The sequence below is a fragment of the Streptococcus pseudopneumoniae genome, from assembly GCF_001076775.1.
In the GTDB taxonomy this organism is placed as follows: domain Bacteria; phylum Bacillota; class Bacilli; order Lactobacillales; family Streptococcaceae; genus Streptococcus; species Streptococcus pseudopneumoniae_G.
This window is the reverse complement of sequence record NZ_JVGV01000005.1, coordinates 100,125-120,131: the sequence shown is the minus strand read 5'-3', so window position 1 is coordinate 120,131 and position 20,007 is coordinate 100,125. Positions and strand designations below refer to the sequence as shown.

Below are 20,007 nucleotides of genomic sequence, written 5' to 3'. Positions count from 1 at the left end.
CTTAGAAAGGAGTGAGAAATGAAATATCGTAAAAGACCAGTAGTAATCGAGGCCGTCCAACTCAACGAACGTTGCTTGATTGAAGAAGATTGGTTTTGGGACGCAGTAACAAGGAATGAGATTATCATTCACGATAGTGGCAAGTGGAATAAAAATTCAGCATGGTGTGAGATTAAAACACTTGAGGGTGTCATGGTCGCAAAAACAGGCGATTATATTATCAAAGGTGTGCAAGGTGAATTTTATGCATGCAAACCTGACATCTTTAAAGAAACATATAAAAAAGTAAAGGAGTAAAGATATGTTTATCTGGGATTGGGTATCAATCGCCTTTGGGTGGTTGGTATTCTTTTGGCTATTTGTTTTAATTGTAGGAACTATTCTTGCGATTTTAACAGGTTTCAGAAATAGAAAGTAGGTGATCCGACATCTTGACTGGCAGGAATAAACCGCTATAAATTACTATAAATTAGTGAATTGAAGAAAGGAATAGAAAAAATGGAAGATTGGCAAAGACGTTTTATCGATGAATACAATGCGCTTAAGGATAAATATACAAAATTACATAAAATGGTTATCAAATACGAAGCTGGTACGCTCAATTTTGAGCCAAAATGCTCAATTGAAGTTTTAAAAAATCAAAAGTGCGCTATGGGTCATTATTTATACTGGCTAGAAATTCGAGCAGAAATCGAAGGAATCGAATTATAAAACTTAACCGTATGGAATCCCGTACGGTTTTCTTTTCGCCCCGGGCATGGCGTTAAAAGGCTTTTTTACTTTACCAAAATGTCGTGGTCGTTGCCACGTTAAACAAAACGTACAGGAGGAAAAGAAATGAATCGTAAATTTTTGGAACAGTTAGGATTGACTGAAGAACAAGTTGAAGCAGTTATGTCTGAACACGGGAAATCAACACAGGACCTACAAGCAAAGGTATCTGCTGCAGAAGATAATGCCAAAGGCTTGCAGGACCAGTTGAAAGAGCGTGATAAGGACATGAAACAGCTCAAAAAAGACGCTGAGGGCAATGCTGACCTACAACAAAAATACTCAGACTTGGACAGCAAGTACAAGACACAACAGAAGGAACATGAACAACAACTTAAGACAATGCAACTAGATCATGCTATTGAAATGCATTTGAGCGGTCAGGTCCATGACGCTGGGATCGTGTCTAGTCTACTAGATAAGTCTAAATTGGGATTAGGTGATAACGGAGCGGTGACTGGATTAGATGAACAGTTGACGGCTTTGAAGGAATCTAAAGGCTTTTTATTTGCTCCAGAAAAGGCTGTAGAACCACACATCGCTGGTGCTAAGCCACAAGGGGCAACACAAGAAGAAACAGTTGCTAACGACCTGACAACGCAGATGATTAATGCGTTTACGTCAGATCTATAATCAAAAAATAGAAAAGAGGAACAGATATGCCAGCAACATTGAACTATGCAGAATCTTACCAACAAGGTTTGCAAACCCGCTACAGTGAAAACGGATTGTTATTCACTCAAAAACTTTGGAACTCTCCATCCAACACACTTTTGAAGTTCACAGGCGCTAAAGAAGTAAAAGTACCACGTCTTTTGATTAAGGAAGGGCGTAAAGACCGTACACGTCGTACAGTTACTGATATTGACGCTAACTATGAAAATCAATGGGAAACATACACATTGACCAATGAGCGTTACTGGTCAACACTAGTAGATCCGCTTGATGTAGATGAAACTAACTATGTTACTTCCATCGCTAACATTACTAAAACATTCAACGATACTGAAAAAGTCCCAGAAATGGATAAATTCATGGTCTCTAAATTGTTCTCTCGTAAGAAAGCGCTTGATACAGAAAGTAAACAAATTAAGTCATTGAATTTGACTGAGGAAAACTTCCTTGCAACATTCGATGAGCTGATGGAACAAATGGACGAAGCTGGAGTACCAGCAGAAGGTCGTGTTATTTTCTGTACACCAGCAGTTAAGCGCATGATCAAGAACATCAAGCAATTTGGCCGTACAGTCAATATCCACGGACAAGGTACAGTTATTGACCGTTCAGTTGGTCGTTTAGATGATGTGACTATTGAGACAGCTATTCCATCTGACCGTATGAAGACCTTGTACAACTTCACAAATGGTGCTAAAGTTGACCCAACTGCCAAACAAATCCATTTCTTCTTGATTCACATTCCATGTATGGCAGCGCCACAAAAATATGACTTTGTGGGTCTTGATGCACCAAGTGCTGCTTCAAGCGGTAACTATAGATACTACGAACAATCTTATGATGATGTATTGCTATTCCAGACTAAACATGAAGGTCTAGCCTTTGTCGTCGCACCTTAAAAGGAGGATAGAAAATGTTAACAGTAAAGAAAGACAATCGTGTGTTGAATATCGACGAACTAGAAAAAGTAACCTTCTTGGAAGATGGTTACGATGTGGTTGAAATCAAAGATGGTGAGTATGTAGTTGTAGAGCCAGCGACTAACGGACGTACTTACACTATTCAAGAGTACAAAGCAGTAGTTGCTGAACGTGACCAAGCTCTTGCTGAACTTGAAAAACTATCTAAAAAATCCACTAAAGACGATAAGTAGAAAGAGAGGTTCTGCTGATGGAGAAGAGAACATCGGAAGAAATCCAAAAGCATAACGAAGATGCTAGACAAGCCTTGATTGACTTGTACGAACAACGTTATTCATGCTATCCAGAAGAGATAGTAGTCGATGAAGTCATGCAGAACATTCTTAACTACTGCAATCGTGAGGATTTTCCTTTAGAATTGCGCTTTGTGGCCATTCAGATGGTTTATGTTGTTTGTAATCCTGACCAAGCTGTCCAAGGCAAGAATATTTCTGTTGGAGATACTCGTGTCGAACTAGGTAAGTCAGACCTTGCCAGACGGGCCGAAAGTGTCTTGCTGGACTTTACGAGTCAGCTACAGAGGTTCAGAAAGTTGAGGTGGTAGGATGAATATCAATGATGTCTTATCTCAGGCAAGGCCAAGTATTGAATGGACCTATGATAAAAAGATGGATGTGTTTGCTACTGTCGAGGGTATGAAACCAAACGGAGCTGACTTTGTAGAGTTCAAAGAAATCTACAAGAAAGTTCCCTGTCGTGTCTCTGTTCGTAACTTAGTGAATACTGAGCAGAACGAAGCGCACCAGCTCAAGACAGAACACAAGATTTTCTGTTCGCCTAAATTTGCTATCAAAGCTGGTAGTAAATTGATTGTGGACGGTGTTAAATACTTGACTAGTGAAGACCCGATGGTCTATGCCACACATCAAGAAATTGTGGTAAGACGACATGAGTGGTTATGATGATAGTGATGTTCAAGAGTTCTTGAAACGACTTGAACGGGCTCAGGCAATCATTGATTCTGAGTTTATGCAGGCTGCTAAAGATATCGGCCTAGCCTTTTTGAAAGAGGTTAAGGAACGAACACCAAAAGGCTTAACAGGTAAACTCAATCAATCCTGGAAGATGGAAGTAAGCAAAAATGGGAATGTGTACGAGGTTATCGCATTCAACCCTATGGAATATGCTTCTTTCGTCGAAAGTGGACACCGTCAACAAGTAGGGCGTTATGTCCCTGCCATTGGTAAGCGTTTGGTCAATCCTTGGGTAGAAGGGCGCTTCATGATGAGGCTGACAGAAGAACAGATTAAACAGAAAATCCCACAAATCACGCAACAAATCGAAGAGAGGCTAAAGGAGGAACTAGGTGGATTATAGTATTAGACCACTCGTCATTAAGCAACTCAAAGATGTGTTTGGGTGCAAGGTGTATGATGAACAAATCCAGCAAGGATTGAAAACGCCTTGTTTCATTGTAGATGTGAAGCCTGTGACTCGGAAGCGGTTGGCCAACCAAAACGATAAGCAGGTTTTTATTGTCTTGCTCCATTACTACACCGAAAAAACAACAGACTTATACCAAAAGTTTGAAGAGATTGAGATGGTGTTTAATTCGCCTTCTTTTCGTTATTTAGGGGATAAGTACCCTATCAATGATTTGAAGGTGGAATACAATGCGAATGACTTGATATGCACATTTACAATCACTCGATACGTTCGATGGGTTGAAGAAGAACCAAGAATGCAAATATTAGAAAGGATAGGTGAAACTTCTCATGGAAATGAATGAAGAAGTAGGTTATGTAACCGAACCAGTGGTACCAACCACTGAAGATAAATTTGGTAAAGAGGCATTACTCAAGTATTTTGAAGATGATGCCACTTTGTTAAACATTTTGCTGGAAGACGACCAGTCATACTCACTAGCAGAAGTAAGACGCATTTTAGAAGACTGGAGAAAGGGTGTGGCTAACTAATGGCACAATGGACAGTACAGAATAAACGAGTTCCAAAGGCCTACATCAATTTCGTATCAAGAGATGATGTGATTATTCCTTTGGAAGACAATACGATTGCAGCAGTTATGATTGCTGGATCTTGGGGAGAGCCTGGTGCCTTCACACTTGTTGATGGTACAAGCAACTTCCGTCGCCTGTTTGGTAAACCGATTGACGAACTTCTTCCGATTCGTGAAGCCTTGAAAGGAACTGGTAAGGTCCTTGTCTATAACGGTGTGAACAACACTGGGGTACAGGCAACGAAAACAGAAAATGATATGGTCGTTACAGCTAAATACAAAGGATTGGCTGGTAACCATATTCATGTTATCTTCAAGAAACAAGTCGAGACTGGTTTTGAAGTGACAACTGTTTTCTTTGGAAAAGAAGTTGATAAACAAATCATCACAGCCTTGCCATTTAAGAATGACTATGTGAATGTAACGGGTACTTTAACAACAGAAGATAAAACAATCTTACTTGAAGGTGGTACCGATGGAGCTACAACCAATTCAGAGGTTGAAGATTTCCTAAATAAACTCGACACTCAAGACTTCCGTGTCTTGGCTTTGGGTACAGATGAAAGTGCAACAAAAGCACTTGTTACGGCTCATATCAAGAAATGGCGTGACGCCGGTCGTTCGGTTATTGCAGTCCTGAATGATTACACGGACGCTGACGATGAAGGTGTTGTATCAGTGGGGAACGGGGTTACTTTGAGTGATGGTACGAAACTAAGCGCTAAGGACTGTGTATACTTCGTAGCTGGTAAGTACGCAGGGGCTGGCTTGCAATCCAATACATTCAAATCTTATCCAGGCGCTATCGACTGTGAGCGTAAGAACGAAGCAGAGGCTGAAAAGCTCATCAATAAAGGTCAGCTTATCTTTGCGTATCGAAATGAAAAAGTGATTATCCTGTCAGACGTGAACTCATTTACTAGCTATACGGCAGAACACAGTCGTATTTTTGGTAAGAACAAACTTGTCCGCACCATGGATAATATCAATACCAATGTCAAGTATATCTTTGAGAACTACTTCATCGGTAAAGTACCAAACAACGTGAATGGTCGTGAGTTGTTTAAACAACGAATCATTACAATGGTCCTTGACCCACTTGCTCAGAAGCAAGCCTTGGAGTATAAAGCGAAAGATATCGAGATTTCACAAGGTATTACTAAAGAGTCTGTCGTGGTTAACTTGCCAGTTGTCTTGACGGACGCTATGGAAATCTTGTACATGACAGTTATCTGCGATTAAGAAAGGAGAAACTAGCTAATGGCTATTATGAGTCAATTAGATGCTTTGTCTGCTAAAGAAGGAACGGTCTTCTTTACAATCAATGACAAGCAGTACGAACTAGCAGAGCTTATCTCGCTAGAAGCAAAGGTTGAATACACAAAAGCTGACGTGACCCCTCTGAACTCTCGTATGAAGGGTGGTAAGATTGTGGGTGCAGAAGGGACAGGTTCATTGAAGATGTACTACCACCGCCCAGAATTAAAGGCGATGGCTTTAAACTATGTCAAACAAGGTATTTTACCTCGTATTGATATCAAGTGTACTAACGAAGACCGTTCGTCTCGTGCAGGTCGCTATACCATCGTTTTGAAAGGGGTTCTTTTCAAAGAATCGCTTATCTTTAAACTAGATGGATCAGCAGATGAGGTCATTGACGAAGAAACTGACTTCACATTCCAAGATTTTGATATCCTATCAGAATTCCAAGAAATTACATACTAACACAAGGAGGAAATAACAGTGAGTGGATTACAAGCATTTTTGAAACAAAATAAAAAAGGGGAAGAGACTAAGGATGTCTTGCTTCCTTCTTTTGAGGAACCAGTTAAGATTCGAGTGTTGAGCGCTCGTGAAGCGGACTTAATCAATGACCGTTGCTTTGTAAATAAACCTGGTCGTAATGGACGCCAAGAGCGTGTCTTTGACGGTGTTAAATATAACCGTGAAATCTGTATTGCGTCTATCGTGGTTCCTGACCTTAACGATAAAGAATTGCAAGATTCTTATGGAGCAATGGGAGCTTCTGAGTTATTCGGTACTATGTTTAACTGGGGCGAAAGCGCCTTGATTTTGGAAGCCGTGACCGAACTCAGCGGTATCAACCAAACATTCCAAGACAAGGTTGACGAGGCAAAAAACTAATAAAAGAGGACGCAGAGGCAAAACTTGCCTACTTCGCCCTCGTAAACTATTACATTCGCCCTAGCGAATTCGTGAATATGGATGTAGAAGAAAAAGCCTTTTTCGCTGCAGTCATGCACGAAGAGGGGCTACAACGTAAAAAAGCAATGAAGAAGTGAGGTGATTCTATTGGCAAATATACAAACAACCATGTCTTTGACCGATAGAGTCACAGGCACTTTAAATAAAATCTATGCGACCATGGAGCGTGTCAAAAATGCAGGTTCTGGCATAGATAAAGCCATGAAGGCGCAAGAGTCCACTATGAAAAAAGCTGGTGATTCTGGCCAATATTTTGTCAATAAAGCTGGGCGAGTCATTGATATCAACGGTAGATTTATAAGCAGTTCAACTCTAGCTGCTGCAGGACTAAAAAAAGAAGAACTAGCCTTAAGAGATTTAGGGAATGCTTCGAACCATGCTTCTAACAAATTAAGTAAGTTAGGATCTTTGAAAGGTCTATTGAAGACTGCTTTAGCTAGTATTGCAGTCGTTAAAACTGCCAAACAAGCTATAAATATGTCAGACGAGTATGCCAATATGCACGCCCGTTTAGATATGATTCGTGACGGTACGCAGACGACAGAGGAACTTCAAAAGTCTATCTATACATCCGCACAACGTACAGGCTCAGCCTATACAACCATGGCAAACGGTGTCGCTAAGATGCGTCTTCACGCTGGTAATGTTTTTCAAAACAATGGCGAAACAATTGCCTTTTTAGAAACCATGAACAAATCCTTTGTAGTAGGTGGGGCAAGCATTGAAGAGCAAAAAAACGCCATGCTTCAGCTTACTCAGGCTATGGCTAGTGGTAAGCTGCAGGGTGATGAGCTACGTTCTCTAGCTGAAACTTCACCAGCCTTAATCCAAGCTATTGCCAATAAGCTAGGCGTCAGCCGTGGCGAGGTTAAAAAACTTGGAGCAGACGGGAAGATTACGGCCGACATTGTCAAAACTGCCATGCTAGAAGCAAGCGATACGATTGACAAGCAGTTTCGTAATATGCCCCTAACTTGGGGCAGGGCCTGGCAGAACTTCCTGAACTTTGTGACTAAGGCGCTTGAGCCAATATCGATTAAGATAAATCAGATAGTGAACTCGTCCGCATTCCAACAATTTGCTCAGATTGTAGCTACGGTGCTTCAATATGTCGTTCAAGCGGTTATCTTTGCTATGGATATGATTGGGGCTGTTTTGAGTATGTTGGCGCCGATTGCTCAATTTGTCATTGACAACTGGTCTGTCATTCAACCGATTATTATTGCCGTAGCAATTGCTATTGCTACTTATGTGGTTGCCATGAATGCAGCAGAAATCGCCACTAAATTATTTAGTATCGCTACCAACGTGGCTAAAACAGCTATGGCTGGTTTTAATGCAGTTATGGCAATGAACCCAATCATGTTGATTGTCATGGCGGTCATCATTCTGATTGGTCTCTTCTATGCCTTAGTTACATGGTTTAACAATCTTACTGGTGCAGCCGTATCAGCTACAGGAATCATCATAGGGGCTATATTTTACCTAGGAATGACCATTTGGAATATACTTCTTAGCATTGCCAATGCAGCTATCTGGGTGATTAATATGATGCTACAGGGTGTTTTTTGGTATGTTAATACCGCAATAGCATTCTGGATGTTTCTCTATCAGGCTATCTTAACTATTTTGATAGGTATTTTAGACTTTATCGACTGGTTTGTTACTGGCGCTGTCAACTTATGGAACGAGATGTCTTTCCAAGTTCAAAGCGCTTGGTACGATATTGCCCAAGGTGGCCGTGATATGGCTGTTGCTATTGCAGGATTTGTAGATAGCATGGTCAATAGTGTTATTAGTTCGGTTGAAGGGATGATTAACTCTGTTCTTAGCGGATTTAATAGCATGATTGGCTTCTTGAACGGCCTTGGGTTGAATATCAGTGCAGTTGGTTCGGTTTCGCTTGGTAGAACTAATTTTGCAGGAGATGTAGCTGGTGCGATTGATAGCATGCAAAAACCAGTTAAGAAGACCTTTGAAGGCCTTCACTTGGCAGACGGTCTTAAACAACACAAAGCTAGTTTAGAAACTCCGCACCTTGACACTCCACAACTCGGTTATCTTGAACTTGGCGACCGAATGGGAGCCTTTAATAAAGGGTATGAAATCGGCCAAGGGATTGACAAGGCTGTAGGTGGTTTCTTCAAAGGAGCTGGAGATGCCAACGGTGCAGGAAACAACTTCTTGGGCGACCAAGGAAAAACACCTTACGAACTCAGCCCAGCAAGTTCAGTCCCTGAACAAGGCGACGGAGGAAAAGGTGGCGGTCACAATCCAACGGGTGGTAAATTAGACAAAGTCGGCAAGATTGAAGATGAAATCAAACTGGACGATGAATACATCAAGTTAATTAAGGACGTTGCGACCATGAAGTGGCAACAGAACTTTATTACCTTGAAACCAGAGATTGTCACCAACATTGACTCCATTAACAACGCTGGCCAGTATGCTAACGTATTGGATGATTTGAATGCAACGATTGTAGACGCTTTGAATAATGGCGCTGATGGCCTCATGGCTTACTAGGAAGGAGGTAGCAGATGTTTATATTTATTGAAGGCATTAAATTGCCAGTGAATCCAGAAGAAATCAAACTGGAGGACAAGCAAGGAATTGAGACAGTCGCTATCATCGATACTGGTAACGTTCCGCTTGTCGGAAATCCAGAGCTTCAATCGATTGAGTTTGAATCCTTTATTCCTAGCGGAAGATACGACGGAAACTACCAACGGAATAGCCGTGTCTCTCCAGAATCCTTTGTATCATCTATTCGTAAATTTAAGACGGAAGGCACTCCCATTCAACTCATGATTGGGGGTGCTTTTGGTTCTGCTATTAACGGGAAATTTCTAGTGGAGCAGTTCGATGTCTCTACCAAGACAGGATATGAAAATGACCTGATATACAAGATTAAGTTCTTACAATATCGGTCTCATAAACCACGCAAGGTCACCATCAAAGATAAGCAAGCACTTGAGGCTACTAAAAAGAAACCGCAGGCGAAAGCTACGGAAGAACGTAGCCCTACGACTGAGAAACCTGCTCAAAAAAGCCATACGGTTGTGAGCGGTGATACGCTGTGGGGAATTGCTCAGACTTTTTATGGAGATGGTAGCCGATATACTGAAATTTACGAAGCCAACAAAGACAAAATCAAAGACCCTCATTGGATTTACCCTGGACAGGAGTTCGTGATACCATGATGCAATTATTCTATCAGAACAATAAAACTGGAGATACATGGGATTTAGCGACTGTGTCTGAAAAGGTCGAATTCAAGACAACTAGAAAAGGGTCAGCTTGGAGCGTGGAGATTACCTTGTACAACTCTACAAAGGTAGCCTTTGAATATGGTTCTCCACTCGCTTTCAAGCTAGATGATAAAGAGGTATTCTTTGGTTATTTGACCAAAGTCAAGTACGAAAAAGATACTAAAACAACCTTGACCTTCCACGACCAGATAAAGTACTTACTACGCAATATCAACTTTGTTGCTAGGGATAAAAACGTCAATCAAATCGTCTCGGCAATCGCAGGAGATTTTGATTTGAAGATTGGGGAACTAAAAGCCCCAGCCGTGACCTTATCCCCTCAGTTGAAGGAAGATAAGAAGGCTCTGGATATTATCCAAGAGGCCATGGATGAGACCTTGGTGCAAAGTGGAGAATTGCTGGTTTTGTATGACAAGTTCGGAGAGTTGACACTAACGACTCCGAAAAACTTACCAATCCAGTACATTATCGGAAATGAATCCTTTATGTCTAGCTTTGAGTTTGAAGGTTCGATTGAGGATAGTGCTAATATTGTTCGCTTGATCCAAGAGAACAAAGAAACCAAAAAGAGAGAGGTCTACATCTATCAGGACAGCTACAATATCGGAGCTTGGGGAAAACTCCAGTACATGAAAAAAGTGGATGAGAAAGCAACTGAGGGGCAAATCAAGCAATGGGGCGAAATGCTCTTGAAGATGAAAAACCGTCCCAAAGAAACTTTCAGTCTAAAAGCTGATATTGGAAGTATTGACTTTTTAGCAGGTCATGCAGTCTATGTGGATGTTAAGGATATTGAGAAGAAGGGATGGTATGTCATTGAAGAGGCAACTCATTCCTTCAGTGCAGAAAAGCACACGATGGAAATTAAATTATTCATGGCAGGAAGTGAGTAGATGGAAGTAATAGAAAATCTAAAGAAATTGATTAGTAATTTCATTGAAAATCGCCAGTTCGCGAAGATAACGACTGGTGTTGTTTTATCGGTTTCTCCCCTCAAAATCCAATTGACCAATGAGTTGATTTTAGATGATTCCATGCTTGCTGTCACATGGACCGATGAAGCATTGGATCCTGAATACGTTGGGCAAACCCTTCATCTCATCAGACAAGATGGTGGAGGGTTTTATTATGTCTTGTACAAGAAGATATTCCACTACAAGCGCAAAGTGAAAGGGGGTTCTGATGAATGAGTACTCCTAAAACAAACTTTTTAAACATTGCTAAAAATGTTGTCGAAGCTAAGAAACAGCCTAGCTTAACACTAGATGAAACCAATATCTTGCTAGAAACAGATGGCATTCGTGCTCTGAAGCAATCCATCAGACGCATGCTGACAACTGAACGGTTCATCTATACAATTTATGACCATCGCTACGGTGTTGAATTAGACGCCTTATTTGGTGGGGATATGGACTATGCCCAGATGGATATCGCACGGCGCATAAAAGAGGCCTTGTATGAAGATGACAGGATTCATGAGGCTCATTCTTTTTCTACTAAGGTAAAGAAAGATGAGTTTTATGTGCAGTTCATGGTTGATAGTGATTTTGGAACATTTGAGATGGATTTGGAGGTGAAACGATGATAAAGGTAAAAACATATCCAGAAATTTTAGAGGATATGCTGGCCTTGTTTGATGATAAGTATGACAAAAGACAAGGATCTGTCTTGTACAATCTAGTTGCGCCTGCAGCTCGAGAAGTTGCTATTCAGTACACGGTCTTAAAATCGTATGAGGAAGTTAACTTTTTGGATACGAGTACAGGAATCTTCCTAACTCGATTATGTAGGCAGTTTGGAGTTGAACGCTTGCCAGCCACGGCATCAGTTCGATTGGTTCAATTCAAACAGGAAATCCCACTAGGAACCCGTTTTAGTGTGGTTAATAGTGAGTATAATTTCCGTGTTTTGGAACGCCGCTCCGGATTCGAGTATAGCGTAGTAGCTGAACAAGTCGGAAATGCTCCCAACTATGTAAGAGGTCAACTCATCAACATTGATGTGTTGAGCGACTTTAAAGGGGCAGAAATCGGCTCTGTTATCGTTGTAGGCGAAGATGAAGAGACGGATAAACAACTCCGTAAACGGACCATTGAGTATCTTAAAACACCGACTTTAAACGGAAACATTGCCCAATACAAGAAATGGGCAAGTGAGTTCGTTGGTGTTGGTTCGGCCTTGGTAGAGCCACTCTGGAAAGGCGAAAATACAGTACGTGTATCTATTACGGATGCTGACGGTAACGAAGCTAGTTCTGAACTTGTAAATAAGTTCAAGAATTACTTAGACCCTGAACCAAGTGGCCACGGATTAGGCGTAGCTCCAATTGGTGCTTATGTGACTGTTCAGTCTGTAAGTGGCTATAACGTTCGTATTACTGCAACTATCAAGATTGATGAAGATGTAGATATTGAAACAATCAAGAATGAGGCGAAAGTTCAACTCATTAAATACTTACGTGAAGAAGCATTTGAAGAGAAAGAGGTTCGAAACTATAAAGTCGCCACAATCATTGACAGAATTAATGGGGTTCGAGATGTGGACCGTATTTTGTTGAATGACAGGGAACAAAGTATTGAACTTTCTACCAACATGCTTCCGAAACTAGCGGAGGTAACTATCAATGTCACAAGTTAGATATCGTATGTTATCGGCTTTGCCAGAGGTCTTAGATCCAACCATCAACGATTTGTTTGAAACTGAAATTCCAGAACTGGAATTGATTGCAGACTTAATCTTTGATACCAGACGATTGATGTTGTTGCCAGAAGCGACAGAAGACTGGATTACACGTTGGGAAAAGGCCTTGCAGGTAAAACCAAAAACAATTGATTTGGAAGAACGAAGGCGGTATTTAATCACTTTAATTTCTTCCAAAATCAAAATTAACTCGGTGAGTTTACAAAAAATTACAAAGAGCTTTACGAATGTCAACAACTTAGTAACGGTCAAGGGTTCGGCAGTACATATTCGATTTTTAGGAGAATTACCGACCGGATATTTGAACCGTTTTTTAAAGTATGTGCGTGAATTGATTCCTGCTCACTTAGGAATCCAATTCTCGGTTGAAGCGCCAATGATGAATGCGATTTATATTGGGGCTCACACATTCAGAGACATTCGTTCGGTTCGATTTGGATAGGAGGAAATAAATGGGATATTTTATCCAACCTATTGTGACCGATAAAGCAATTAGTGAAACAGCCTTAGCAATTCAAAATAGAGAACCACTGGTCTTTACTCGAATAGCTTTAGGTAGCGGACGGCATCGAACGGACATTGGCAAGAAAAACAATATTGTACAAGTTGTTCATTCTTTGCAAGTGACACAGTCCTTATCGACTGATGTAGCTGATACGATTCGTATTACAGCTCGATTTGATAATTCACAGATTGAGCGTGAAATGATTGTGAATGAAATCGGTGTTTTTGCAAAACGTGGGAATCATGAAGAGTTCATGTACATGTACACTTGGGCCGAACAAGGGGATGTGATTCCTCCAAAAACATCTGCTTATGTATATCGAGACTATGATTTCAACACGACTATTAGTAAGAATAGCCAGATTACCATTCAATACAATGCGACTGACTTGGTTTATGCAACTGTCCCTGAATTGAAGGCGACAGAAAGAAAGCTACAAACCAATATCGATAATCATATTGGAGATACTGCCCGTCACGTTTCTGACCAAGAACGGACTCGCTGGAATGGGAAGGCCGATTCAAGTCACAGGCACAAGGTTGCAGACATCGACGGTCTGCCTGAAAAAATTGACGAGGTCACTAAAAGCAAGGCTGAGAAAGTTGATTTAACTGCTCACATTCAAAACAAAAACAACCCACACAATGTCACTAAGCAACAAGTGGGACTAGGGAATGTCACGAATGTTGAGCAAGCAAGTAAGCAAGATTTTAACAATCACTCAACTAATCGCAACAATCCGCATGGAGTGACGAAATCCCAAGTTGGTTTGGGTAACGTAGACAACATTAAACAAGCAAGTTATGAGTCTGTAGAGGCTTTAAAGCGTGAGTTTCAGGAGCATGAAGATAGACTAAACGCTATTGAGTACATGTTCTTGCAGAATGACTTCACTGCTCCGATTCGTACAGACGACGGTACAGAACATACCCTACTTGCTGATGAAAATGGCCGTGTAATTGTTGCCGATTGGAAATATATTATGGAGGTATAACATGGCAGTAATTAGTACACAGACACGAAAAGTAACTGATTTGCCACAGGCTAGTCAGGTCAACAACTCGGACAACATCATGATTCATGATGGGCGTGGGTTGAAGAAAGTGTCTGTGCAGACTTTTAAAAACGGAGTGAGTCCAACTCCCGCAACAGCGACAGCTGGTTCAAACGGAGTTGTCCGACCTGACAACTCAACGATTACAGTCGATAATTCGGGTGTTCTACGAGTAAACAGGTCAGCGCTTGGGATTCCAAGTACACCGTCCGAAGTAGTTGCAAACAAGCTGATTAACCAGAACGGAAATCAGCAAATGAAGTACTGGTTTGGCTCTAAATCCCAGTATGAAGCAATCAGGACGAAAGACTCAAACACAATCTATGATGTGTATGAGTAGGTGATGCTATGGCTACAAGAGAAGGCATTTATGTTGGTGACAAAGACATTGTCGAGCGATATGTGGGTGACAAACTTGTTTGGAGCAAGTGGGTCTATATTGGTTGGTTTCAATACTTATACAATCCGATAGAATCAGGCAATTATTTAATTTTTGATTTAACTGCCAAGGGCGGTACATTCAATAATAATTATCACGAAGAAGACAAGGTAAAGGAAATAAAAATAAGAATCAATCATCCAAATGATACAATAACAACTGCATATGCTAAATATGTATATACAACAGATAAAAATATTAAATTGTACGTTAAATTTCTGGATGACAATCAAAAACAAATATTCAAAAACAATTTTGCATACGGCGATTCCCTATACTTTTATTTTAGATAATCAGGAGGACATTAAACATGGAATTTGCATTAGTAAATAAATTTTTTAAAGTTGGCAAGACGGCGGTCTCTATTCAATGTGACAAGCCGTTTACTTTCTTCACTCGTGAATTAGACGGTGACCGCTTGGGCGACACGGATGAAACACTTATTGAAGCAGTTAAAGATGTGATACGCACCGAGTTAGACCCTACAAGCGCTATTGTACAAGCGCAAGCTAAATTGCAAGAAACTCAAACTAAACTGCAAGAAAATCAAGCTAAATTGGAGCAGACTGAACAGAAACTGGCTGAGACAGAGCAGAAAGCGACTCAAACAGAAGCGAAGCAAAATGACCTTGAAGCACTTGCAAATCGTATCAATAAGGTTGTACGAGTGATGGCTCAAGATTCTATCATGGGTGAAAAAGTCTCTTATGGCACGACCTATAAAGAAATGGTTGAACTCTTCCCACTGGCCGAAATTGGAAAAATTTATGAACCAGGTTCAATCTTTGCGGTCGAAGACCCTGGTCACGTCGAAGTTAATGGAGAAGGTAAACGCATCTTGATTCAAACCAATCAGTCCTTTACTTATCAAGGAGAAACCCTTGCTCAACTTGAAGGAACACCTTACCAGAATGGTGTTCTAGCAACTTGGAAGTTTAGTGTACCGAAAGCACCGAATGAGCCTACTGTCGCACCAGTAGCTACAGTTTCTACGACAGCTACCGTGGCACCTACAACTGCAGAACCTCCTGCTACAACAGTTACACCTAACCAATAGTGGAGGTGCTTTATGGACGTCTTACAATCAACAGAGCATTTCTTCATGAACGTGCTACCAGTTGCCACGCCAATCATCGTAGCTTGGTTTAGCTATAAGTTACCGAAGAAATCAAAGGAACAGACAGACCAAATCATTTCAGAGTTAAGTGAAGTCAAGAAACAAATCAAAGATGTCCAGATTACTACTGAAGAGAACAACGCCAAAATTGACGAAGTACAGGCAAAGCTAAAACTACACGACGATGCGCACCTTGTAACGATGAGGACGCACCTCGATCGTGATATTCGCAGGTCAATCCGTCGTGGTTTTACAACGAAAGATGAGTTCTATGTAGTGGAGAATATGCACAATAGCTATAAGGCTCTTGGTGGTAATGGCTACATAGACCACTTGTACAAAAATTTTGAAGCGTTGCAGATTAGAGACGACATCTTAGTTGAAGATGAGAAAGGGGCGCAGAATGGGTTGTAACAACCGCAAAGTTAATACAACCAATTTGGCTCGAATTGATGGTGGCGACCTTATTAAGCAAGGGGATTTGTCTTCTACTTTTGGATTCGAATTGTTAGATGAGAATTATCGTGTCATGACCTCGTTTGAGGGGCAAGAAGCGGTTGTTACTCTAACAAAAGGACAACGCAGGTGGAAGACAACTGCTCCCGTCACTAGCCATTCTGTCAATTTTAATTTAGATAGTATTTTACCAAGCGGAAAATACCGAGTGGAAATCTCGGTTGGAGGGTATATCTTCCCAAGCGATAGAGATACTTATATTGAAATTGAAGACTCAGATAAAGAATTGGTTACGGAAGATATCTATAAATTAAAAGAATTAGATATCGTTGAAGAAGTTAAGAAACAGCTTGCAGAACGACATGTAAGCGAAGGTGGAGCATGTCCGGAAATCCCAGACTTGCTCACGTATTATAATATTGGAAAGGTATAAAAAATTATGGATACAAGTAAATGGATTGCATTCGCTCAAGCGCTGGGAGTGGATCACAAGGCGCTGAAGCAGTTAATCGATACAAAGATTGACAGTGCGACAGTCACACAACTGATTGAACAAGCTAAAACTGCTGTCAAGAACGACATTTTGGGTGAGGGTGTATCTGAAAAATTTGACACCCTCAAAGAAATCGCTGAGGAAATCGCTAAAATGAGTGGTAGCACTGAAGGCGCAGTCGTTCAAAAATTGGCTGACCTCGGCCGTCGTATTGACGAGTTTGCCAATGTTGACCTGTTAGCAACGTATAATGCTGCGAAAGCGTGATTGCTATGAGCAATTTAGAGGAATTTGCTCAAGCGGTTGGCCGTGATGTTAAAACCCTGAATCAAAAGCCTGAACCAAGGCTGACCTTGACAGGCAATACCCTTGGCATCGCTGGGGGGAATAATGTCACTCTACCATTGCCAGACAACGTAGGGCATGAAATCCGTGGCACAGGCTCTCCAGAAGGTCGTATAATGGCCGAAATCGGAACGACCTATGTAGATGTCAACGTGACAAACGGCGCTCTGAAATGGATAAAAGAGAGCGGAAATGACAACACAGGCTGGCGTGTTTTGATTGGTGATACTGGTTGGAGAACGTTAAACAGTGTCTCTAGAGCAGGCAACTCGTTCATTAAAATCAGACGAGTAAACAATCTTGTTACTTATCAATTCGGAGGCCTTCAGTGGGGCTGGTTTGGCGTAGGTAGACGAGGTGGACCTGGATTTGTAAGACACAACAGCAGTGGAGACAAAGGGGCTAAACTTACTTATCCTAACGGTATTCCCGAAGGTTTTAGAAGCGAAAATTCGCTTGTAGGACCAACTTATGACGATAAGGGTAGACCTTATGGAATTTGGTATTTAGGCGGTAAATCTGACTTAAATTTCATTCAATTCACATTTAACGAAGACATTCCAACAAACAAAGATATTGGAGATATTCGTGTGAGCGCCATCTCATACTTGACAGATGAGCCTTGGCCTACGAAATTACCATAAAAGAGAGGAAATAATATGACACAACTAAATGAATTTATGATTGCTTTTGCGACAGGCTTTTTAGCAGTAGCAATAGGCAGTATCGTGAAAGCAGTGAAAGACTACCTTTTACGTAAAGGTGGAGAGAAAGCTGTAAAAATCGCTGAAATCCTAGCTAAAAATGCAGTACACGCAGTAGAGCAGGTAGCGACTGAAACAGGCTACAAGGGCGATGAAAAGCTTGAGCAAGCTCGTGATAAAGTTAGAGCTGAGCTTACAAAATACAACATCAGCATGACTGATAAGGACCTAGACACCTTTGTAGAGTCAGCAGTGAAGCAGATGAATGACGCTTGGAAGGAGTAAGTATGTCTAAAAAACAAGAAATGATTCAATTCTTCATCAACAAGGCTAATTCTGGCGATGGAGTGGATAATGATGGAGCTTATGGCTTTCAGTGCGCTGACGTACCTTGTTATGGGTTACGTCATTGGTATGGTGTGACCCTTTGGGGCAATGCTTACGACTTGCTTGAGTCAGCACGTTCTCAAGGTCTGAAAGTCGTGTATGACGCTGACTATCCAAAAGCTGGTTGGTTCTTCGTGAAATCCTATGTGGCTGGTGATGGTGTCAATTACGGGCATACAGGGCTTGTCTATGAGGACTCAGACGGCAATACTATCAAGACGATTGAGCAGAACATCGATGGCAACTGGGACTACTTGGAAGTGGGCGGACCTTGTCGCTATAATGAGCGCTCTGTAAGTGAAATCGTTGGGTATATCGTACCGCCTGAAGAGGTTGAAACTGGCTGGCAACAAAACCAGTACGGTTGGTGGTGGGTTCGTGAAGATGGCTCATACCCAACCGATAAATGGGAGAAAATCAACGATGTTTGGTACTATTTCGATAACAAAGGCTTCATGAAACGCAGTACATGGTTGAATTATAAGGACGCCTGGTACTGGTTCACGGATTCAGGATCTATGGCAACTGGCTGGGCTCGTATCAACAACGCTTGGTATTACTTTGATGAAGACGGCAAGATGGTCACTGGCTGGATTAAGCACAAGCAGACATGGTACTACCTAGACGCTAAAGAAGGCGCTATGGTATCAAATGCATTCGTTCAATCAGCCGATAAAAAAGGCTGGTACTACCTCAAGGCAGACGGAACATTGGCAGATAAGCCAGAGTTTACAGTAGAGCCAGATGGCTTGATCACTAGCACAGTTAAATAAATAGAAAGGAAACTTTCTAAAATGTTCTTTCACCGCAGGCTCAGGCTTGCGGTTTTTTGTTTGCTCAAAATAGAAAAAACAGTGATGGTACTCACTGTTTTTCTTGTAGTGTATGGGCGTAAGAAGTCATGCTGATAGCGTGTTTTAAACGCATGTTCATAATATCTGATACACCGTTTTTATACTTATCTACGGCCTGAATAGATACGCCACAGTTTTTGCTGATAGCATAGGCTGTGGCGTTGTCTAAAAGCCAGCGGATAGCTTTAATATCTACTGACATATATTACCTCATAAAATACCAAACTGCAAATAGGAGTAGAAGAAGTCCAATAATAAATTCAACTTTTTCACGCTTGGTGGTTTTTCTAATTTTTAGATTTACTTTCATTGTTTTTCCTGTTATAATTTAAGTACACCCCCGAAGGGGTGGATAGTGATTTCTCACTATCCAATTTCTAAGTGCCATTCAAAGCTGATTATAAATAAGTTTATTTTGACTACTAGCTTATTTGTTTTTACTTTGAGTGGCTTCTTTTTGAACTTAAACATTTTGTTTTCCTTTCTACTAGTTTCCTTGTCTAAGGTTTCCTCCTTAACCTTATGTATCTATTATACAACTAAAGTTGTATAATGTCAATGGTTTTGATGAAGTTTTTTTAAAATTTTTTCAAAAAAATAGACCTTGTCCAGAGGTCGGGGAGTTGGAGGGGACACCCTCCAAGAGCGTTGATTTAATAAGATTTTATTTTACCTTTTTCATAATAATCTCCCTTAACTCCACCCAATCAGGTGGAGTTTTTTGGCTCTATTTCAGGCTTTTTGGGACTATTTTAAAAATCATTTTCCGATAACTTTTACTTAATCTTATAAACTTTATTGGACAGATTCTAAAGTTGGAGAAGCTGAATTGATGAAGATATAAACCTTTGACAAATTTTGTGAACTGTGGGATAATGGAGAAGAATTAAGGATTAGTTCAATATCATGGACTAGAAAAGACCCCAAGCTAACTTCCACATTAAGCTTGGGGTCTTTTTTGACACTATCTATCTTTATTTAGCCATTTATCGACTAAGCGAAGAACAACACCGACCACAATTGGTCCGATGATAGTTTTAAGGATTAGTTCCATCATGGGCTATCTCACCTC

General features: G+C 40.9%; 32 protein-coding genes. 30 read left to right on the top strand and 2 right to left on the bottom strand.

Annotated features, from left to right (window positions below):
- The first annotated feature begins 18 nt into the window (after positions 1-18).
- The 30 genes from ADJ60_RS00705 (at position 19) to ADJ60_RS11885 (ending at position 18,854) form a co-directional block, all read left to right on the top strand.
- Positions 19-297, top strand: a complete 279-nt coding sequence (locus ADJ60_RS00705; RefSeq protein WP_049542714.1) for a hypothetical protein — start codon at positions 19-21, stop codon at positions 295-297.
- 201 nt (positions 298-498) lie between these two features.
- Positions 499-711 (top strand): crAss001_48 related protein, encoded by a 213-nt coding sequence (locus ADJ60_RS00700; RefSeq protein WP_049542713.1) that lies wholly within the window; start codon positions 499-501, stop codon positions 709-711.
- A gap of 126 nt (positions 712-837) precedes the next feature.
- The gene (locus ADJ60_RS00695; RefSeq protein WP_049542710.1) at positions 838-1,404 is read left to right on the top strand and encodes a phage scaffolding protein; all 567 of its coding nucleotides are present in this window, start codon (positions 838-840) and stop codon (positions 1,402-1,404) included.
- Positions 1,405-1,430: 26 nt separating this feature from the next.
- Positions 1,431-2,345, top strand: coding sequence for a hypothetical protein (locus tag ADJ60_RS00690; protein WP_049542708.1), 915 nt, complete (start codon positions 1,431-1,433; stop codon positions 2,343-2,345).
- Between the two features lie 14 nt (positions 2,346-2,359).
- Entirely contained in the window at positions 2,360-2,599 is a 240-nt protein-coding gene (locus tag ADJ60_RS00685; protein WP_049542705.1) for a hypothetical protein, read from the top strand.
- A gap of 17 nt (positions 2,600-2,616) precedes the next feature.
- Positions 2,617-2,970 (top strand): hypothetical protein, encoded by a 354-nt coding sequence (locus ADJ60_RS00680; RefSeq protein WP_049542704.1) that lies wholly within the window; start codon positions 2,617-2,619, stop codon positions 2,968-2,970.
- Position 2,971: 1 nt separating this feature from the next.
- Entirely contained in the window at positions 2,972-3,328 is a 357-nt protein-coding gene (locus ADJ60_RS00675) for a hypothetical protein (RefSeq protein ID WP_049542702.1), read from the top strand.
- The gene (locus tag ADJ60_RS10780; RefSeq protein ID WP_050253783.1) at positions 3,315-3,743 is read left to right on the top strand and encodes an HK97 gp10 family phage protein; all 429 of its coding nucleotides are present in this window, start codon (positions 3,315-3,317) and stop codon (positions 3,741-3,743) included. Before ADJ60_RS00675 ends, ADJ60_RS10780 begins: the two co-directional genes overlap by 14 nt.
- The gene (locus ADJ60_RS00665) at positions 3,733-4,155 is read left to right on the top strand and encodes a phage tail terminator family protein (RefSeq protein ID WP_049542700.1); all 423 of its coding nucleotides are present in this window, start codon (positions 3,733-3,735) and stop codon (positions 4,153-4,155) included. Before ADJ60_RS10780 ends, ADJ60_RS00665 begins: the two co-directional genes overlap by 11 nt.
- A complete protein-coding gene (locus ADJ60_RS00660; protein ID WP_162489583.1) occupies positions 4,130-4,342 on the top strand; it encodes a hypothetical protein in 213 nt (70 codons plus the stop codon). The genes ADJ60_RS00665 and ADJ60_RS00660 overlap by 26 nt, the downstream gene beginning before the upstream one ends.
- Positions 4,342-5,625 carry a phage tail sheath subtilisin-like domain-containing protein gene (locus tag ADJ60_RS00655; RefSeq protein WP_049542698.1) on the top strand — a complete coding sequence of 428 codons (1,284 nt, stop codon included), beginning with the start codon at positions 4,342-4,344 and terminating at the stop codon, positions 5,623-5,625. Before ADJ60_RS00660 ends, ADJ60_RS00655 begins: the two co-directional genes overlap by 1 nt.
- 18 nt (positions 5,626-5,643) lie before the next feature.
- Complete coding sequence (locus ADJ60_RS00650; protein WP_049542697.1) at positions 5,644-6,108, top strand: phage tail tube protein; 465 nt, start codon at positions 5,644-5,646, stop codon at positions 6,106-6,108.
- Positions 6,109-6,126: 18 nt separating this feature from the next.
- Positions 6,127-6,528 carry a phage tail assembly chaperone gene (locus tag ADJ60_RS00645; protein ID WP_049500668.1) on the top strand — a complete coding sequence of 134 codons (402 nt, stop codon included), beginning with the start codon at positions 6,127-6,129 and terminating at the stop codon, positions 6,526-6,528.
- A gap of 168 nt (positions 6,529-6,696) precedes the next feature.
- A complete protein-coding gene (locus ADJ60_RS00640; protein ID WP_162489582.1) occupies positions 6,697-9,135 on the top strand; it encodes a tape measure protein in 2,439 nt (812 codons plus the stop codon).
- A gap of 14 nt (positions 9,136-9,149) precedes the next feature.
- Positions 9,150-9,812 (top strand): LysM peptidoglycan-binding domain-containing protein, encoded by a 663-nt coding sequence (locus ADJ60_RS00635; RefSeq protein WP_049512705.1) that lies wholly within the window; start codon positions 9,150-9,152, stop codon positions 9,810-9,812.
- A complete protein-coding gene (locus tag ADJ60_RS00630) occupies positions 9,809-10,774 on the top strand; it encodes an XkdQ/YqbQ family protein (RefSeq protein ID WP_049542694.1) in 966 nt (321 codons plus the stop codon). Before ADJ60_RS00635 ends, ADJ60_RS00630 begins: the two co-directional genes overlap by 4 nt.
- Positions 10,775-11,071 carry a DUF2577 family protein gene (locus tag ADJ60_RS00625; RefSeq protein ID WP_049500563.1) on the top strand — a complete coding sequence of 99 codons (297 nt, stop codon included), beginning with the start codon at positions 10,775-10,777 and terminating at the stop codon, positions 11,069-11,071.
- Complete coding sequence (locus ADJ60_RS00620; RefSeq protein ID WP_049542693.1) at positions 11,068-11,466, top strand: DUF2634 domain-containing protein; 399 nt, start codon at positions 11,068-11,070, stop codon at positions 11,464-11,466. Before ADJ60_RS00625 ends, ADJ60_RS00620 begins: the two co-directional genes overlap by 4 nt.
- Positions 11,463-12,518: a baseplate J/gp47 family protein gene (locus ADJ60_RS00615; protein ID WP_049542691.1), complete on the top strand. Its 1,056-nt coding sequence runs from the start codon at positions 11,463-11,465 to the stop codon at positions 12,516-12,518. Before ADJ60_RS00620 ends, ADJ60_RS00615 begins: the two co-directional genes overlap by 4 nt.
- Complete coding sequence (locus tag ADJ60_RS00610; RefSeq protein ID WP_049542689.1) at positions 12,505-13,023, top strand: DUF2313 domain-containing protein; 519 nt, start codon at positions 12,505-12,507, stop codon at positions 13,021-13,023. Before ADJ60_RS00615 ends, ADJ60_RS00610 begins: the two co-directional genes overlap by 14 nt.
- 10 nt (positions 13,024-13,033) lie before the next feature.
- A complete protein-coding gene (locus ADJ60_RS10795; protein WP_065428604.1) occupies positions 13,034-14,080 on the top strand; it encodes a hypothetical protein in 1,047 nt (348 codons plus the stop codon).
- A 1-nt stretch (position 14,081) separates the two neighbouring features.
- A complete protein-coding gene (locus ADJ60_RS00600) occupies positions 14,082-14,480 on the top strand; it encodes a phage upper tail fiber protein (protein WP_049542687.1) in 399 nt (132 codons plus the stop codon).
- Positions 14,481-14,488: 8 nt separating this feature from the next.
- Positions 14,489-14,872: a hypothetical protein gene (locus tag ADJ60_RS00595; RefSeq protein WP_049542684.1), complete on the top strand. Its 384-nt coding sequence runs from the start codon at positions 14,489-14,491 to the stop codon at positions 14,870-14,872.
- 17 nt (positions 14,873-14,889) lie between these two features.
- Complete coding sequence (locus ADJ60_RS00590) at positions 14,890-15,636, top strand: hypothetical protein (RefSeq protein ID WP_049542682.1); 747 nt, start codon at positions 14,890-14,892, stop codon at positions 15,634-15,636.
- Positions 15,637-15,648: 12 nt separating this feature from the next.
- Positions 15,649-16,110: a hypothetical protein gene (locus ADJ60_RS00585; protein ID WP_049542680.1), complete on the top strand. Its 462-nt coding sequence runs from the start codon at positions 15,649-15,651 to the stop codon at positions 16,108-16,110.
- A complete protein-coding gene (locus ADJ60_RS00580) occupies positions 16,100-16,585 on the top strand; it encodes a hypothetical protein (protein WP_049542678.1) in 486 nt (161 codons plus the stop codon). Before ADJ60_RS00585 ends, ADJ60_RS00580 begins: the two co-directional genes overlap by 11 nt.
- A 6-nt stretch (positions 16,586-16,591) precedes the next feature.
- Positions 16,592-16,912, top strand: a complete 321-nt coding sequence (locus ADJ60_RS00575) for a hypothetical protein (RefSeq protein WP_049542677.1) — start codon at positions 16,592-16,594, stop codon at positions 16,910-16,912.
- A gap of 5 nt (positions 16,913-16,917) precedes the next feature.
- Positions 16,918-17,634, top strand: a complete 717-nt coding sequence (locus ADJ60_RS00570) for a hypothetical protein (protein WP_049542676.1) — start codon at positions 16,918-16,920, stop codon at positions 17,632-17,634.
- Between the two features lie 15 nt (positions 17,635-17,649).
- Complete coding sequence (locus ADJ60_RS00565) at positions 17,650-17,979, top strand: phage holin (RefSeq protein ID WP_049542675.1); 330 nt, start codon at positions 17,650-17,652, stop codon at positions 17,977-17,979.
- 2 nt (positions 17,980-17,981) lie between these two features.
- A complete protein-coding gene (locus ADJ60_RS11885) occupies positions 17,982-18,854 on the top strand; it encodes a CHAP domain-containing protein (protein WP_049542673.1) in 873 nt (290 codons plus the stop codon).
- Positions 18,855-18,945: 91 nt separating this feature from the next.
- On the opposite strand, the gene ADJ60_RS00555 is transcribed toward ADJ60_RS11885, so the two are convergent.
- Entirely contained in the window at positions 18,946-19,137 is a 192-nt protein-coding gene (locus tag ADJ60_RS00555) for a hypothetical protein (RefSeq protein ID WP_000109864.1), read from the bottom strand.
- Positions 19,138-19,899: 762 nt separating this feature from the next.
- Positions 19,900-19,992, bottom strand: a complete 93-nt coding sequence (locus ADJ60_RS00550) for a type I toxin-antitoxin system Fst family toxin (RefSeq protein WP_000970296.1) — start codon at positions 19,990-19,992, stop codon at positions 19,900-19,902.
- Positions 19,993-20,007 lie beyond the last annotated feature (15 nt).

What these genes read in the sequence shown, in the direction of transcription:
- ADJ60_RS00705 (WP_049542714.1), top strand. Translation starts at nt 19, where the DNA reads ATGAAATATCGTAAAAGACCAGTAGTAATCGAGGCCGTCCAACTCAAC.
- ADJ60_RS00700 (WP_049542713.1), top strand. Translation starts at nt 499, where the DNA reads ATGGAAGATTGGCAAAGACGTTTTATCGATGAATACAATGCGCTTAAG.
- ADJ60_RS00695 (WP_049542710.1), top strand. Translation starts at nt 838, where the DNA reads ATGAATCGTAAATTTTTGGAACAGTTAGGATTGACTGAAGAACAAGTT.
- ADJ60_RS00690 (WP_049542708.1), top strand. Translation starts at nt 1,431, where the DNA reads ATGCCAGCAACATTGAACTATGCAGAATCTTACCAACAAGGTTTGCAA.
- ADJ60_RS00685 (WP_049542705.1), top strand. Translation starts at nt 2,360, where the DNA reads ATGTTAACAGTAAAGAAAGACAATCGTGTGTTGAATATCGACGAACTA.
- ADJ60_RS00680 (WP_049542704.1), top strand. Translation starts at nt 2,617, where the DNA reads ATGGAGAAGAGAACATCGGAAGAAATCCAAAAGCATAACGAAGATGCT.
- ADJ60_RS00675 (WP_049542702.1), top strand. Translation starts at nt 2,972, where the DNA reads ATGAATATCAATGATGTCTTATCTCAGGCAAGGCCAAGTATTGAATGG.
- ADJ60_RS10780 (WP_050253783.1), top strand. Translation starts at nt 3,315, where the DNA reads ATGAGTGGTTATGATGATAGTGATGTTCAAGAGTTCTTGAAACGACTT.
- ADJ60_RS00655 (WP_049542698.1), top strand. Translation starts at nt 4,342, where the DNA reads ATGGCACAATGGACAGTACAGAATAAACGAGTTCCAAAGGCCTACATC.
- ADJ60_RS00650 (WP_049542697.1), top strand. Translation starts at nt 5,644, where the DNA reads ATGGCTATTATGAGTCAATTAGATGCTTTGTCTGCTAAAGAAGGAACG.
- ADJ60_RS00635 (WP_049512705.1), top strand. Translation starts at nt 9,150, where the DNA reads ATGTTTATATTTATTGAAGGCATTAAATTGCCAGTGAATCCAGAAGAA.
- ADJ60_RS00630 (WP_049542694.1), top strand. Translation starts at nt 9,809, where the DNA reads ATGATGCAATTATTCTATCAGAACAATAAAACTGGAGATACATGGGAT.
- ADJ60_RS00625 (WP_049500563.1), top strand. Translation starts at nt 10,775, where the DNA reads ATGGAAGTAATAGAAAATCTAAAGAAATTGATTAGTAATTTCATTGAA.
- ADJ60_RS00620 (WP_049542693.1), top strand. Translation starts at nt 11,068, where the DNA reads ATGAGTACTCCTAAAACAAACTTTTTAAACATTGCTAAAAATGTTGTC.
- ADJ60_RS00615 (WP_049542691.1), top strand. Translation starts at nt 11,463, where the DNA reads ATGATAAAGGTAAAAACATATCCAGAAATTTTAGAGGATATGCTGGCC.
- ADJ60_RS00610 (WP_049542689.1), top strand. Translation starts at nt 12,505, where the DNA reads ATGTCACAAGTTAGATATCGTATGTTATCGGCTTTGCCAGAGGTCTTA.
- ADJ60_RS10795 (WP_065428604.1), top strand. Translation starts at nt 13,034, where the DNA reads ATGGGATATTTTATCCAACCTATTGTGACCGATAAAGCAATTAGTGAA.
- ADJ60_RS00600 (WP_049542687.1), top strand. Translation starts at nt 14,082, where the DNA reads ATGGCAGTAATTAGTACACAGACACGAAAAGTAACTGATTTGCCACAG.
- ADJ60_RS00595 (WP_049542684.1), top strand. Translation starts at nt 14,489, where the DNA reads ATGGCTACAAGAGAAGGCATTTATGTTGGTGACAAAGACATTGTCGAG.
- ADJ60_RS00590 (WP_049542682.1), top strand. Translation starts at nt 14,890, where the DNA reads ATGGAATTTGCATTAGTAAATAAATTTTTTAAAGTTGGCAAGACGGCG.
- ADJ60_RS00585 (WP_049542680.1), top strand. Translation starts at nt 15,649, where the DNA reads ATGGACGTCTTACAATCAACAGAGCATTTCTTCATGAACGTGCTACCA.
- ADJ60_RS00580 (WP_049542678.1), top strand. Translation starts at nt 16,100, where the DNA reads ATGGGTTGTAACAACCGCAAAGTTAATACAACCAATTTGGCTCGAATT.
- ADJ60_RS00575 (WP_049542677.1), top strand. Translation starts at nt 16,592, where the DNA reads ATGGATACAAGTAAATGGATTGCATTCGCTCAAGCGCTGGGAGTGGAT.
- ADJ60_RS00570 (WP_049542676.1), top strand. Translation starts at nt 16,918, where the DNA reads ATGAGCAATTTAGAGGAATTTGCTCAAGCGGTTGGCCGTGATGTTAAA.
- ADJ60_RS00565 (WP_049542675.1), top strand. Translation starts at nt 17,650, where the DNA reads ATGACACAACTAAATGAATTTATGATTGCTTTTGCGACAGGCTTTTTA.
- ADJ60_RS11885 (WP_049542673.1), top strand. Translation starts at nt 17,982, where the DNA reads ATGTCTAAAAAACAAGAAATGATTCAATTCTTCATCAACAAGGCTAAT.
- ADJ60_RS00555 (WP_000109864.1), bottom strand. Translation starts at nt 19,137, where the DNA reads ATGTCAGTAGATATTAAAGCTATCCGCTGGCTTTTAGACAACGCCACA.
- ADJ60_RS00550 (WP_000970296.1), bottom strand. Translation starts at nt 19,992, where the DNA reads ATGATGGAACTAATCCTTAAAACTATCATCGGACCAATTGTGGTCGGT.